This is a genomic window from Leclercia sp. LTM14 (genome assembly GCF_023736175.1).
In the GTDB taxonomy this organism is placed as follows: Bacteria; Pseudomonadota; Gammaproteobacteria; order Enterobacterales; family Enterobacteriaceae; genus Enterobacter; species Enterobacter barmai.
In genome coordinates, this window is the sequence record NZ_JAIKTT010000001.1 from 886555 (window position 1) to 899780 (window position 13226).

At 58.3% G+C, this 13226-nt stretch carries 15 protein-coding genes; 2 read left to right on the forward strand and 13 right to left on the reverse strand.

Features of this window, described 5'->3' with window-relative positions; translation table 11 throughout:
• Positions 1 to 36: 36 nt before the first annotated feature.
• The 10 genes from pepB to trmJ form a co-directional block, all read right to left on the reverse strand.
• On the reverse strand, positions 37 to 1323 hold the full coding sequence (gene pepB / locus K5I40_RS04135) for an aminopeptidase PepB (protein ID WP_039029727.1): 1287 nt from the start codon (positions 1321 to 1323) through the stop codon (positions 37 to 39).
• Positions 1324 to 1382: 59 nt separating this feature from the next.
• Entirely contained in the window at positions 1383 to 1583 is a 201-nt protein-coding gene (gene iscX / locus K5I40_RS04140; protein WP_032613119.1) for a Fe-S cluster assembly protein IscX, read from the reverse strand.
• A 1-nt stretch (position 1584) separates the two neighbouring features.
• Positions 1585 to 1920, reverse strand: a complete 336-nt coding sequence (gene fdx / locus K5I40_RS04145; protein WP_039029728.1) for an ISC system 2Fe-2S type ferredoxin — start codon at positions 1918 to 1920, stop codon at positions 1585 to 1587.
• Between the two features lies 1 nt (position 1921).
• A complete protein-coding gene (gene hscA, locus K5I40_RS04150) occupies positions 1922 to 3772 on the reverse strand; it encodes a Fe-S protein assembly chaperone HscA (RefSeq protein ID WP_223073650.1) in 1851 nt (616 codons plus the stop codon).
• 14 nt (positions 3773 to 3786) lie between these two features.
• A complete protein-coding gene (gene hscB / locus K5I40_RS04155; protein WP_138369753.1) occupies positions 3787 to 4302 on the reverse strand; it encodes a co-chaperone HscB in 516 nt (171 codons plus the stop codon).
• A 77-nt stretch (positions 4303 to 4379) separates the two neighbouring features.
• Positions 4380 to 4703 carry an iron-sulfur cluster assembly protein IscA gene (gene iscA, locus K5I40_RS04160; protein ID WP_039029731.1) on the reverse strand — a complete coding sequence of 108 codons (324 nt, stop codon included), beginning with the start codon at positions 4701 to 4703 and terminating at the stop codon, positions 4380 to 4382.
• Between the two features lie 15 nt (positions 4704 to 4718).
• Positions 4719 to 5105: a Fe-S cluster assembly scaffold IscU gene (gene iscU, locus K5I40_RS04165; protein WP_032613127.1), complete on the reverse strand. Its 387-nt coding sequence runs from the start codon at positions 5103 to 5105 to the stop codon at positions 4719 to 4721.
• Positions 5106 to 5128: 23 nt separating this feature from the next.
• Entirely contained in the window at positions 5129 to 6343 is a 1215-nt protein-coding gene (gene iscS / locus K5I40_RS04170; protein ID WP_039029732.1) for a cysteine desulfurase, read from the reverse strand.
• 240 nt (positions 6344 to 6583) lie between these two features.
• On the reverse strand, positions 6584 to 7075 hold the full coding sequence (iscR, locus tag K5I40_RS04175) for a Fe-S cluster assembly transcriptional regulator IscR (protein ID WP_008502158.1): 492 nt from the start codon (positions 7073 to 7075) through the stop codon (positions 6584 to 6586).
• A 235-nt stretch (positions 7076 to 7310) separates the two neighbouring features.
• Positions 7311 to 8039, reverse strand: coding sequence for a tRNA (cytosine(32)/uridine(32)-2'-O)-methyltransferase TrmJ (gene trmJ / locus K5I40_RS04180; protein WP_039029733.1), 729 nt, complete (start codon positions 8037 to 8039; stop codon positions 7311 to 7313).
• Positions 8040 to 8163: 124 nt separating this feature from the next.
• Between trmJ and suhB the strand changes: the two genes are divergently transcribed.
• A complete protein-coding gene (suhB, locus tag K5I40_RS04185) occupies positions 8164 to 8970 on the forward strand; it encodes an inositol-1-monophosphatase (RefSeq protein ID WP_138369752.1) in 807 nt (268 codons plus the stop codon).
• A gap of 62 nt (positions 8971 to 9032) precedes the next feature.
• Here the strand turns inward: suhB and K5I40_RS04190 are convergent, their stop codons facing one another.
• Both K5I40_RS04190 and K5I40_RS04195 read right to left on the reverse strand, forming a co-directional pair.
• The gene (locus K5I40_RS04190) at positions 9033 to 9998 is read right to left on the reverse strand and encodes a nickel/cobalt transporter (RefSeq protein ID WP_223073649.1); all 966 of its coding nucleotides are present in this window, start codon (positions 9996 to 9998) and stop codon (positions 9033 to 9035) included.
• Complete coding sequence (locus K5I40_RS04195) at positions 9989 to 10627, reverse strand: DUF1007 family protein (protein ID WP_223073648.1); 639 nt, start codon at positions 10625 to 10627, stop codon at positions 9989 to 9991. The genes K5I40_RS04190 and K5I40_RS04195 overlap by 10 nt, the downstream gene beginning before the upstream one ends.
• A 123-nt stretch (positions 10628 to 10750) precedes the next feature.
• Here K5I40_RS04195 and csiE point away from each other — a divergent pair, with 123 nt between their 5' ends.
• Complete coding sequence (csiE, locus tag K5I40_RS04200; protein WP_223073647.1) at positions 10751 to 12028, forward strand: stationary phase inducible protein CsiE; 1278 nt, start codon at positions 10751 to 10753, stop codon at positions 12026 to 12028.
• Here the strand turns inward: csiE and K5I40_RS04205 are convergent.
• Positions 12025 to 13161 carry a 3-phenylpropionate MFS transporter gene (locus K5I40_RS04205; RefSeq protein ID WP_138369749.1) on the reverse strand — a complete coding sequence of 379 codons (1137 nt, stop codon included), beginning with the start codon at positions 13159 to 13161 and terminating at the stop codon, positions 12025 to 12027. The genes csiE and K5I40_RS04205 overlap by 4 nt on opposite strands.
• Positions 13162 to 13226 lie beyond the last annotated feature (65 nt).

Sequence of the window (13226 nt, forward strand, 5' to 3'; positions counted from 1 at the left end):
TAGGCCGGGTAAGCGCAGCGCCACCCGGCAAGACCATTACTCTGCTGTCAGCAGGTTCGCAATGGTACGCACACCCAGACCGGTAGCGCCTGCGGACCACTGCTCAACCGCGGCTTTACGGTAGGTTGCGGAGCAGTCGATGTGCAGCCAGCCTTCGCGGTAGTTCTCAACGAAGTGCGACAGGAAACCGGCGGCGGTGCTCGCCCCTGCCGGGTAGGCCGCGCTGGCGGTGTTGTTCAGCTCGGCAAAGTTCGACGGCAGCTGGCTGCGGTGGAACTCGGCCAGCGGCAGACGCCAGAAAGGTTCGTTCTCGGCGGCGGCGCTCGCCAGCAGGCGGTTTGCCAGCTTATCGTCGAAGCTGAACAGCGCGTGGTAGTCGTTACCCAGGGCGGTTTTTGCTGCACCGGTCAGGGTCGCCATGTCGATGATCAGCTCTGGTTTCTGGGCTGAGGCATCGATCAGGCCATCCGCCAGCACCAGACGGCCTTCGGCGTCGGTGTTCATCACTTCGACGTTCTTGCCGTTGCGGTAGCGAATGATGTCGCCGAGCTTAAAGGCGTTACCGCTGACCATGTTGTCAGCGCAGCACAGGTAAAGCTTCACGCGTTTGTTCAGGCCGCGGGTGATAGCAAATGCCAGCGCCCCGGTGATGGTGGCTGCGCCGCCCATGTCCGACTTCATGGAGTCCATGAACGCGCTCTGCTTCAGGCTGTAGCCACCGGTGTCAAAGGTGATGCCCTTCCCGACCAGGCAGGCGAACACAGGGGCCGTTTTATCACCGGTTGGGTTGTAGTCCAGCGCCAGCAGCACAGGAGGACGCTCAGAGCCGCGGCCCACGGTGTGGATGCCCATGTAGTTCTGCTCGCGCAGATCTTCGCCCTTGGTGATGCGGTAAGACATGTTGTCGCCCGCCACGCCGCACAGCAGATCCACCGCGCGCTGCGCCAGCTGCTCCGGACCCAGCTCTTCCGCCGGGGCGTTGATAGTATCGCGCACCCAGTCGATAATCTTCAGGCGGCTTTCCAGCTCGCGCTTACCCGCTTCATCGAGGTTTGCCCACTCGATTTTACGGCTGCCTTTCGGCCCTTTGTAGCCCGCCCAGAAGGCCCAGCTGCGATCGGTGTCCCAGCCTTCACCGTCCAGTAACACATGTTTGATGCCCAGACCGTCAATTTTGCGCGCCGCGCGCTGGATCAAACCTGTATCGTCGCTGCCGTTCAGGTGCAGGGTAATGCCGTCGTTATTAATGCTGTAAGTGGCTTTTTCACCCCAGCGCGCATCGGCAGGCTGAGTAGAGAGCGTAATCTTCATCGCTTCGGTCATTTTATTTTTCCTTATTAGCAACAAGCAAACGGGCCGCCTGAAGGCAGCCCGTTACGTTTTTATTCTGCTTCGTCCAGCCAGACTAACAGAATCGCCTCCAGAATTTTTTCATTGGATGCGTTGGGATCGTCGTCAAACTCTTCCAGATCGCAAATCCACTGATGCATATCGGTGAAGCGTACGGTCTTCGGATCGAGATCCGGGTTGGCGTCGTACAGCGCCTCGCCGATTTCACGGCTGTCTGTCCACTTCAGTCCCATATTAATGCTCGCGTGCGTGGTTAAGCGTATAACGCGGAAGTTCGACCACCAGATCTTCATCGGTGACGCGTGCCTGACAGCTCAGGCGGCTTTCCGGCTCCAGACCCCATGCTTTATCCAGCATGTCGTCTTCATCTTCCGTGCTCTCCGCCAGGGAGTCAAAGCCCTCGCGGACGATGCAGTGACAGGTTGTGCAGGCACAGGATTTTTCACAGGCGTGTTCCACTTCAATACCGTTACGCAGGGCAACGTTAAGGATGGTTTCGCCGGTCTCAGCTTCCAGAACTGCGCCATCCGGACAGAGGTCCGCATGTGGCAGAAAAACAATCTTTGGCATATTAAACCTCGTCCACGGAGTGGCCTTTCAGCGCGGTACGGACAGACTGGTCCATACGACGAGCGGCGAACTCCTGGGTTTGTTTATCAACGTTTTTAATCGCTTGTTCTATGGCGTCAGCGTCATCGCCTTCGGCTACCGCAATCAGTTGTGCGACGGCGTCGTCAATGGCCTGACGTTCAGCGGCGCTTAGCAGCGCGGCATCAGCAGTGAGTGCGCTGTTCAGGCTTTCCAGCACGCGTGCGGCTTCGACTTTCTGCTCGGCCAGCATACGCGCCGAGACATCCTGCGCAGCAAAACTCATTGAGTCCTGAATCATGGTGGCGATTTCACCATCGGTCAGACCGTAGGACGGTTTCACCTGAATGGAGGATTCGACACCGGTCGATTTTTCCATCGCCGTGACGCTCAGCAGGCCGTCCGCGTCCACCTGGAAGGTCACGCGGATATGCGCCCCGCCCGCAGGCAGCGCCGGAATGCCGCGCAGCGCGAAGCGCGCCAGCGAGCGGCAGTCCTGAACCAGCTCGCGCTCGCCCTGCAGCACGTGGATGGACATCGCGGTCTGGCCGTCCTTAAAGGTGGTGAACTCCTGCGCGCGCGCCACCGGAATGGTGGTGTTACGCGGGATCACTTTCTCCACCAGGCCGCCCATGGTTTCTAAACCAAGCGACAGCGGGATGACGTCCAGCAGCAGCATTTCGCTGTCCGGCTTGTTGCCGACCAGGATATCGGCCTGGATAGCGGCACCAATGGCAACCACTTTATCCGGGTCGATGGAGGTTAATGGCGTGCGGCCAAAGAACTCGCCCACACGCTCACGCACCAGCGGAACGCGGGTTGAACCGCCCACCATCACCACGTCCTGCACCTCTTCTGCCTCAACGCCCGCATCTTTCAGCGCGCGGCGGCAGGCCAGCAGGGTGCGTTTCACCAGCGGGGCAATCAGTTCATTGAACTGCTCGCGGCTGATGTCGCCTTTCCAGCCCGCCACCTCAACGGTGACCGAGGTGGCATCGCTGAGGGCGATTTTGGCGGCAGTGGCGGCATCCAGCAACTGACGTTGCAGACGCGCATCGCTGCGATCGACGATCCCCGCCCGCTCACAGAGGTGATCCGCCAGCAGGTGGTCGAAGTCGTCGCCGCCGAGGGCAGAATCGCCGCCGGTGGCCAGCACTTCAAACACCCCGCGGCTCAGGCGCAGAATGGAAATATCAAAGGTCCCGCCGCCAAGGTCGAAGACCGCGATTACCCCTTCCTGACCGGAGTCGAGGCCGTAGGCAATCGCCGCAGCGGTCGGTTCGTTGAGCAGGCGCAGCACGTGCAGGCCTGCCAGACGCGCGGCGTCTTTGGTACCCTGACGCTGGGCGTCATCGAAATAGGCCGGAACGGTGATCACCACGCCGTCGAGTTCGCCTTCCAGCGTCGCGGTCGCGCGAGCGGCCAGCGCCTTGAGGATATCGGCAGAGACGCGGATCGGGTTCAACAGACCGGCACGGGTGGCGATCATCGGCAGACCGTTCTCACTGGCCTGCAGCTGATACGGCAGATGCGGGTAACGGCTCTGGATATCCGCCAGCGAGCGGCCCATCATCCGTTTTACAGAGCTGATGGTGTTGGCTGGATCCTGAGCGGCGTTGGTGCGGGCATCATAGCCCACGCTGTGGCCCTGGGACTGATAGTGGACCACAGAAGGCAGCAGGTGCTGACCCTGCGCATCCGCCAGCGTTTCAGCCTGGCCGCTGCGCACGGTCGCCACCAGCGAGTTGGTGGTGCCTAAGTCGATACCTACCGCCAGACGACGCTGGTGCGGTGCGGCACTTAAGCCCGGCTCACTAATTTGTAATAAGGCCATAATCGCTTCCGAAATTAAAAATCGAGCAGCTTTTCTTCGAGTTGTTCAGCGCTGCTTCGCAGTTTATCGAGAAAACGCAGCTTGCGTACACTGTCCGCCGCCACGTCCCACGTCTCGTTATTCAGTTGGTCAACCATCTGCTGATGGCGGGTATCGAACATCCCTTTTACACGCTTGATAAAGCGCTCAAGGCGGGCTTCGTCTTTGGCGTGTTCGATCTCATCCAGCTCTTCGCGAAGCTCCAGCTGTTCCATCAGGAACGCGGTGTCGCGGACGGTGTGTTGCTCACTGGAGAGGTCAAACCCGTGACGCGAGAGCAGATATTCTGCCCGGCTCAGCGGGTTGCGCAGGGTTTGCCACGCCTGATTGATGGTCGCAGAGTGCTGCACCGCCGCCAGTTGCTCCGCCTGCGTGCCGCTGGCGAATTTATCCGGGTGATACTGACGTTGCAGATCCTGGAAACGGGCCGCCAGCGCCTGAGTATCAATTTCATACCCGGCTGGTAACCCAAAGAGGGTGAAGTAATCCATAACAATCTCAGGGTTAGCTGATTAAAGCAAACCCCACACACAGCCTGGCTGCGGTGGGGTTAACAGGTGATGCGCAATTATACGTGGAAGCTTTCGCCGCAGCCGCACTCGTCTTTCACGTTCGGGTTAGTAAACTTAAACCCTTCGTTGAGGCCTTCTTTTACAAAGTCCAGCTGAGTGCCGTTCAGAAACTGCAGGCTTTTACCATCGACCACTACCTTCACGCCTTTGTCTTCGAACACGGTATCTTCCGCCGCAGGTTCGTCAACAAATTCCAGTACATACGCCATACCGGAACAGCCGGAGGTGCGTACACCCAGTCGCAGGCCAAAGCCTTTGCCACGGTTTGCCAGAAAGGAGCTTACTCGCGCGGCAGCGCTGTCGCTAAGGGTAATCGACATAACAACCTCAACTAATTATTTTGCGTCACGTTTGCTTTTGTAATCCGCGATTGCGGCTTTGATCGCATCTTCCGCCAGGATAGAGCAGTGAATTTTTACCGGCGGCAGTTCGAGCTCATCAGCAATATCGGTATTTTTAATCGCCTGCGCTTCGTCCAGAGACTTGCCCTTCACCCACTCGGTGACCAGGGAGCTGGACGCGATTGCGGAACCGCAACCGTAAGTCTTGAAGCGCGCGTCTTCAATGATACCTTCATTGTTGACTTTAATCTGCAACTTCATCACGTCGCCACAGGCTGGTGCACCCACCATGCCGCTGCCCACGCTGTCGTCGCTGTTGTCGAAAGAACCTACGTTACGTGGATTCTCGTAATGATCGATAACTTTTTCGCTGTATGCCATGCTGAATTCTCCTTACAAACCGATTAGTGATGTGACCATTCAATGCTGTTCAGATCCACGCCTTCTTTGAACATTTCCCACAGTGGAGAAAGGTCACGCAGACGGCCAATGGAGTTGCGAACCAGATTGATGGTGTAGTCAATCTCTTCATCGGTAGTGAAACGACCTAAAGAGAAGCGGATAGAGCTGTGTGCCAGTTCGTCGGTCATGCCCAGCGCACGCAGTACGTAGGACGGCTCCAGGCTTGCGGAAGTACACGCAGAACCGGAAGAGACGGCCAGGTCTTTCAGCGCCATGATCAGCGACTCGCCTTCAACATAGTTGAAGCTGACGTTGAGGATGTTCGGTGCGCCCTGCTCGAGATCGCCGTTCAGATACACTTCTTCCATATCTTTCACGCCTTCCCACAGACGGTTGCGCAGCGTACGCAGGCGCGCCATCTCGGTTTCCATCTCTTCTTTGGCGATACGGTAAGCTTCACCCATGCCAACGATCTGGTGAACAGGCAGCGTACCGGAACGCATGCCGCGCTCGTGACCGCCGCCGTGCATCTGGGATTCGATACGGATACGTGGCTTACGACGCACGTACAGTGCACCGATACCTTTCGGGCCATAGATTTTGTGGCCGGAGAAGGACATCAGATCCACTTTCAGCTGGCTCAGGTCGATAGGCAGTTTGCCCACGCTCTGGGTCGCATCAACGTGATAGATGATGCCGCGCGCACGGCACATTTCGCCGATAGTCGCGATATCCTGCACCACGCCGATTTCGTTGTTCACGTGCATGATGGAGACCAGAATGGTGTCGTCACGCATTGCCGCTTCGAGCTCTTTCAGGTCGATGATACCGTTGCGCTGTGGCGCGAGGTAGGTCACTTCAAACCCTTCACGCTCGAGCTGACGGCAGGTGTCCAGCACGGCTTTGTGTTCGGTTTTGCTGGTGATGATGTGCTTGCCTTTTTTCTGATAGAAATTAGCAGCACCTTTGATCGCCAGGTTATCGGATTCGGTTGCGCCTGAGGTGAAAACAATTTCACGCGGATCGGCACCAACCAGCTCGGCAATCTGATTACGGGCGATATCTACCGCCTCTTCAGCATGCCAGCCAAAACGGTGTGAACGGGAAGCCGGGTTACCAAAGTTTCCGTCCAGGGTGAGACACTGCATCATTTTCTCGGCAACACGCGGGTCCACCGGCGTGGTTGCGGAGTAATCGAGATAGATCGGTAATTTCATTGCTCTATAAACTCCGTACATCGCTTCAATGCAAGGAATCAGGCAACCGGCTGGATGTACGACCGAGTACACGGGGTGCTTCCACCCCGGCCTGATTCTGAAAATCTTTATAGTTTTACCCTAACTGTTTTGCGGTGCAGCAAGGCGACAAGCTTGTGAATCCCGGGAGCTTACATCAGTAAGTGACTGGGATGAACAAGCGCAGCCAACGCAGCAGCGCCCCGAAACAGGACGGGTAAATTAGGCGCGCAGCTTAACGTCGATAGCGTCTTGCGCGCGGGTGCTGCGTTGTGAATCATGGCTATGCTGACGACCAGATACGTCCAGCACTTCCTGGTTATTCACCAGCTCACCAAGGGTGATGTTGTTCAGGAAGCCGGTCAGACGGTCGCTCAGATCGCGCCACAGCGCGTGAGTCAGACACTTGTCGCCGCCCTGACAGCCGCCTTTACCCTGGCAACGGGTCGCGTCGACGGATTCGTCAACTGCGCTAATCACTTCGCCAACGGCAATACTGCCCGCGTCTTTACCTAACAGATAACCACCGCCAGGACCGCGAACGCTGGAAACCAGGCCATTCTTACGCAGTCGGGAGAAAAGCTGTTCCAGATAAGAGAGGGAGATCCCCTGACGTTCAGAAATATCAGCCAATGGAACCGGGCCCGCTTCGGAGTTGAGCGCAACGTCCAGCATCGCGGTCACGGCATAACGCCCTTTAGATGTCAGTCTCATGTCTTACTTAACCTCAAACTCGCCCCTGCCCGGGGTTTTTTATTGTAAAGTGGGGGTATTGCATAGCAGGGCCAAGTCTGACATTCCTGACTAAAATGGTCAACTATTTACTTGACTGTTTTAGTCAGGTATTTAACCTTCTGTGCGCTCATTGGTTTTTGCCCGGCGGCGCTTCGCTTGCGCGAGCCTACGGGTTTTCCAGGCCGGGTAAGCGCAGCGCCACCCGGCACCAGCACTACTCTTTATTCTTCTGCTCAATCGACGCCAGAATACCGCGCAGGATGTTCAGCTCCTGGCTTTCCGGGCGGGCGCGGGTAAAGAGGCGACGCAGGCGGTTCATCACCTGCCCCGGATGACCGGCGCGGATGAACCCGGTGGCGAGCAGGGTCTGCTCCAGATGACCGTAGAAACGCTCCAGATCGTCCACCAGCGGGTACGGCGTCTCTTCATGCTCGACCGCAACCTCTTTTTCCTGGGTTGCCAGCCAGGCCATGCGCACTTCATAAGCGATCACCTGTACGGCCATCGCCAGGTTCAGCGAGCTGTACTCCGGGTTGGCGGCAATGGCGACGTGATAGTGGCACTTCTGCAGCTCTTCGTTGGTCAGCCCCACACGCTCGCGGCCAAACACCAGCGCAACCGGCGCATGTTGGCCTTCGCTGATGCTTTTCAGCCCGCACTCGCGCGGATCGAGCATCGGCCATGGCAGCGTGCGCGAACGCGCGCTGGTGCCCACCACCAGGCTGCAACCCGCTAAGGCTTCATCCAGGGTGTCGACGATCTGGGCATTGCCGATCACGTCGCTGGCGCCTGCCGCGAGGGCGATAGCCTGAGAGTCGGGTTTGACCAGCGGGTTAACCAGCCAGAGGTTAGTTAAGCCCATGGTTTTCATAGCGCGGGCTACGGAGCCCATGTTGCCGGTATGCGATGTTTCGACCAGCACGATTCGGATATTTTGCAGCATAATTTTTCTGAGTCTGGAGAATATTCGGTGATGTTATCATAAACGGAAGACATATTCCGATCCCGCTGCTATACTCTGCGCCGTTTTCGTTTCCCCGTTCTTTAACATCCAGTGAGAGTAACCGATGCAACATCCAATGTTGACCATCGCCGTGCGCGCAGCGCGCAAGGCGGGTAATGTAATTGCCAAGCACTACGAAACACCAGATTCCGTAGAAACCAGCCAGAAAGGCAGCAATGACTTTGTGACCAACGTCGATAAAGCCGCAGAAGCGATGATTATCGAAACCATTCGCAAATCTTACCCGCAGCACACCATCATCACCGAAGAAAGCGGTGAGCACGCAGGCGAAGATCAGGATGTTCAATGGGTTATTGATCCACTGGATGGCACCACCAACTTCGTTAAACGTCTGCCCCACTTCTCTGTCTCTATCGCCGTACGCATCAAAGGCCGTACTGAAGTGGCGGTGGTTTACGATCCAATGCGTAACGAACTGTTCACCGCGACCCGCGGTCAGGGCGCACAGCTGAACGGCTACCGTCTGCGCGGCACCAACGCTCGCGATCTGGATGGCACCATCCTGGCGACCGGCTTCCCGTTCAAAGCCAAACAGCACGCCCCTGCCTACATGAAAATTCTGGGCAAACTGTTCACCGAGTGTGCTGACTTCCGCCGCACCGGCTCTGCCGCGCTGGATCTGGCCTACGTTGCCGCTGGCCGCGTGGATGGTTACTTTGAAATCGGCCTGAAGCCATGGGACTTCGCTGCTGGCGAACTGATCGCCCGTGAAGCTGGCGCGCTGGTTTGTGATTTCACCGGTGGCCACAACTACATGCTCTCCGGCAACATCGTTGCAGGTAACCCACGTGTGGTGAAAGCTATGCTGGCGAACATGCGTGACGAACTGAGTGAAGCGCTGAAGCGCTAATCTGGTTGGTTTTGCCCGGTGGCGCTAACGCTTACCGGGCCTACAAAACCCGCCCGGCATTGTTAAAACGGCCTTAGCCCCCTGCCCACCGGCACCGCACTGACCCACATCGTTACCGCCGCCACCAGCAGTACCACGCCTCCCGCTAATGCCAGCGTCGTCCAGCCTATCTGTCGCCACAGTACCGGCGTTTTATTGCCGCTGAGCCTGACCGCCAGCTGACGAAAACCGTGCACCAGCAACGCCAGGGACGAGATAGTCAGCCCCGTTCCCGCCGCCATCGCCAGCGCCGAGGCCACGCCCCAGCTGAACACGCCGATCACCTTACTGAACAGCAGCACCATAATGGCCCCGGAACAGGGTCGCATGCCCATCGACAGAATAATCATCAGCCGCGCCCGCCAGTCGTCAGCGCGCTGGATCTGCGTTGGCGTGGGCAGATGCTGATGCCCGCAGCCGCAACTGGCGTCGTGAACGTGGTGCGGGGTAAAGGCTTTGAAGGTGGGTTTACGCAGCAGCGCGCGCAGTTTTTTCAGCGCCCGCCAGCAGAGCATCAGCCCCAAAACGCCCACCAACGCGTAGCTGCCCTTCTCCAGCCAGAAGCTGCTCATATGCAGATCCCGGGCCGGAAGCTGCAGGAGCAGCAATACCCCCACCACCAGGCCGATCGCCACGCCGCCCTGTAATAAAGAAGAGGCCAGGGTTAGGCCGATGCTCGATTTCAGTTTTGAGGGATGGGTCGCCAGCCAGGTGGTAATGACGATTTTGCCGTGCCCCGGCCCCAGCGCGTGCAGCACGCCATAAAGGAAGCTGAAGATCAGCAGCGAACCGCCCGCCGCCGTGGGATTTTCTGCCACCGCTTTCAGCAAACCGCTCATCTGCTGGTTAACATCCCGCTGCCAGAGAATGCTCTGGCGCATCACCTGCGGCCACGCCTGCCACAGCCACACGGCGCCCGCCACAGACAGAACGAGGAACAGCGCCAGCGGCCAGAGATGCCATCCGCGACGCATACGCATTACTGACATTGCAGCGTCACCGTCTGGGCAAACTGTTTACCGAGATCCATATCCTCCGGCGGGGCGTCGTCTTTATCCAGCGAGCTGGCAAAGTTGAGCGTCTCATCGCTGGGCTCGGGGGTGTTAACGTTGAGCGCGCACTGGCTTTGCAGCCCGTCAGGCAGGGTCACGTCGCTATCCTCCGCGTAGCTCATGTCGACGTAGTAAGAGGGATCGAAGGTCGAGAAACTGTACTTTTGTCCGGCCAGCGGCTGAGGCTCCGCCAGGGGCAGAATAAAGGTCAGCACCGCCTGATGATCGACGCGGCTCATACCGTATTGGGTGGGTCGGTTAAGGAATTTCACCTTCTCCCCGTTATGCCAGAACTCGGTAAAGTAGTGCTGGCCGAGCACGTTGGCCATCACCTCCGCCGCCAGCTTTTTCCAGATCTCATCCCCCGGCTTTGCGTTTCCGGCGTCATACAGCAGGTCTGCTGATGTTAATTCGTCCATCACCCAGCGCATTTTAAGGCCGGTTATCTGCTCGTCTTTCACCATAATCTGCGTTTTCAGAGTGATAAAACTGTGAGGGTGCGCGGCGGCGGCAAAAGACAAAACCGCCAAAAATAGCGCAGTTGCGCTGCGTTTAACTATTTGCATCTCTTCCTCACGTCAAAAATTCTGTGATGTTCGCCTGCATTCCTGAAGGAAAGCCCCGCCAGGGCGCTCCCGGGCGACATCCTTTAGCTATTCTTATCGGACACTCTAACTGGAACCCGACAGATGATGACGACACTTGAAATGCCATCTGCACTTTCCAGTTCGCAGCGCCGCTGTCAGGTTCTGTTGATGCTCTATGTGCCAGGTTTCCGCGCCACCGTGCAACGCATCGGTGAAATCAATGGTGTGGATGATACCATTGCCCGGCAGGATATCGCCGAGATGCGTACAGAGATCCAACGCTACCACCAGCTCGACATTGCGACTCAGCATGATGGCTGCTACCAGCTAGAAGGTAGCCACCTGAACCAACGTTTATGCCTTTTACACTGGCTGCGCCGGGCATTACGCCTCTGCCCCCACTTCATCGCGCAGCAGTTTACCCCATCTCTTAAAATCGCGCTAAAGCAGCTCGGCATTGCCCGCACGTTATATGACGACACCAACCTGCGGGCGCTGGTCAATTTCTGCTCCCGCCGTCTGCAACGGCAGTTCGAATGCCGTGACGCGCAGTTTTTACAGCTCTATCTGCAGTACTGCCTGCTCCAGCACCATCTGGGTCAGACGCCGCAGTTCACCGTGGTGCAGCGTAACTGGACCCAGTCGCGTAACGAGTATCTGATGGCGCAGGAAATTGTGCGCCACTGGCAGCGCCGCGTGGTGCAGGTACCCCACGCCGACGAACAGCTGTTTCTGGCCCTGCTGTTTATGATGCTGCGCACCCCCGATCCCCTGCGCGATGGCCATCAGGAAGATGAGCGTCTGCGCCGCACCATTACCCGGATGATCGAGCGCTTTCGTGGACAAACGGGGATGCATTTCAGCGACGAGCAGGGGCTGACCGATCAGCTCTATATTCATCTTGCCCAGGCGCTGGACCGATCCCTGTTTGGCATTGGTATCGACAACAGCCTGCCGGAGGAGATCCACCGTCTCTATCCCCGCCTGATGCGCACCACCCGGGACGTGCTGTTTGAGCTGGAAGCGGAGTTTGGCCTGCGTTTCTCTGAAGAGGAAGCGAGCCTGGTGGCGGTGATCTTTGGCGCCTGGCTGATGCAGGAGAGCGATCTGCATGAAAAGCAGGTGGTGTTACTGACCGGCGAGGATAAGGCGTGCGAGGAGCTGATCGAACAGCAGCTTCGGGAGCTGACCCTGCTGCCGCTCAACATTCGCTACGTGACGTTACAGTCTTTTCAGAAGGACGGTGCCCCGCGCGAAGCGGCCCTGGTGGTGACGCCGTACACCACCGCCCTGCCGCTGTTCTCGCCGCCGCTCATCCACGCCGTCGAGGCGTTGAATGCGCAGCAGCAGGAACATATTCGCGCCATGCTGGAATCTTAGCGCGCTGCAACCCGCGGACGGAGCAGTCCCGCGGGCAGCGCCACCAGCGCCATCACCCAGAAGACCCCGTGACCGAGATGCTGGTAAAGGAAACCGGCGAACACGGTCATGATCGCAATACTGCCCCCCATCGCCACCGCTGAGTAAACGGCCTGCAGGCGGATCACGTCGCTGCCTTCACGCGCCGCGATATAGCGCATCGCCGCCAGATGGCACACCGTAAAGGTGCCGCAGTGCAGGATCTGGGCGACAATCAGCCACGGCAGTTCGGTGGTCCAGCCCATGATCCCCCAGCGTACTACGCCGCAGACGGCAGACAGCAGGAGCAGATCCCGGGCGCCGAAGCGGCGGAACAGTCGGTTGCTGAGGGCAAAGATGATCACTTCGGCCACCACGCCCAGCGACCAGAGATAGCCCACCGCAGACGCCGAATACCCGGCCCCCTGCCAGTAGATGGCGCTAAAGCCATAGTAGGCGGCATGCGCCCCCTGCAGCAGACAGACGCAGGCCAGGAAACGCCAGCTCTGGGCGACAAGCGTCCGCCAGGCCGGCCAGCCCGCACTCTCCTGATGACGGCTCTCCCCCTGCGGCATCACCGACGGACGCAGCAGCATGCCGAGCAGCATCGACAGAATGCCGACGCTCAGCAGCGCCAGGATAGCGCGATAGTCGTACAGGCTGACCAGCTTGCCCACCAGCGCCGAGCCAATCACAAAGGCAATGGAGCCCCACAGCCGCACCCGCCCATAGTCCATGGTGATCTGTTTTTGCCAGGTGTTGGCCAGGGCATCGGTCAGCGGAACCAGCGGCGAGAAGAAGAGGTTAAAGCCCACCATCACCACCATCAGCCAGGCAAACTGCTGGCTGACCCAGAAGCCTGCCAAAAAGACGAGGGTGAGCAGCGCCAGCACGCGCACGGCTTTAATTAACAGAGAGGGATCGCTGACGCGCGGTGCGATAAGCAGGCTACCGAGAAAACGTGCCACCAGGCCCGAGCCCAGCAGAAGACCGATCATCTCCGGCGTGAGGCCGATGCCCTTGAGCCAGACGCTCCAGAAAGGCAGAAAAATACCGTAGCTAAAAAAGTAGGTGAAATAGCTGAGCGCCAGCCAGCGTGTGGAATGCAAAACCATGAATCCCTCCCGTTTTGGAGGCGATAGTCTGGCGGTAAAAACCGGCTGGCGCAAGCGGGTATTAA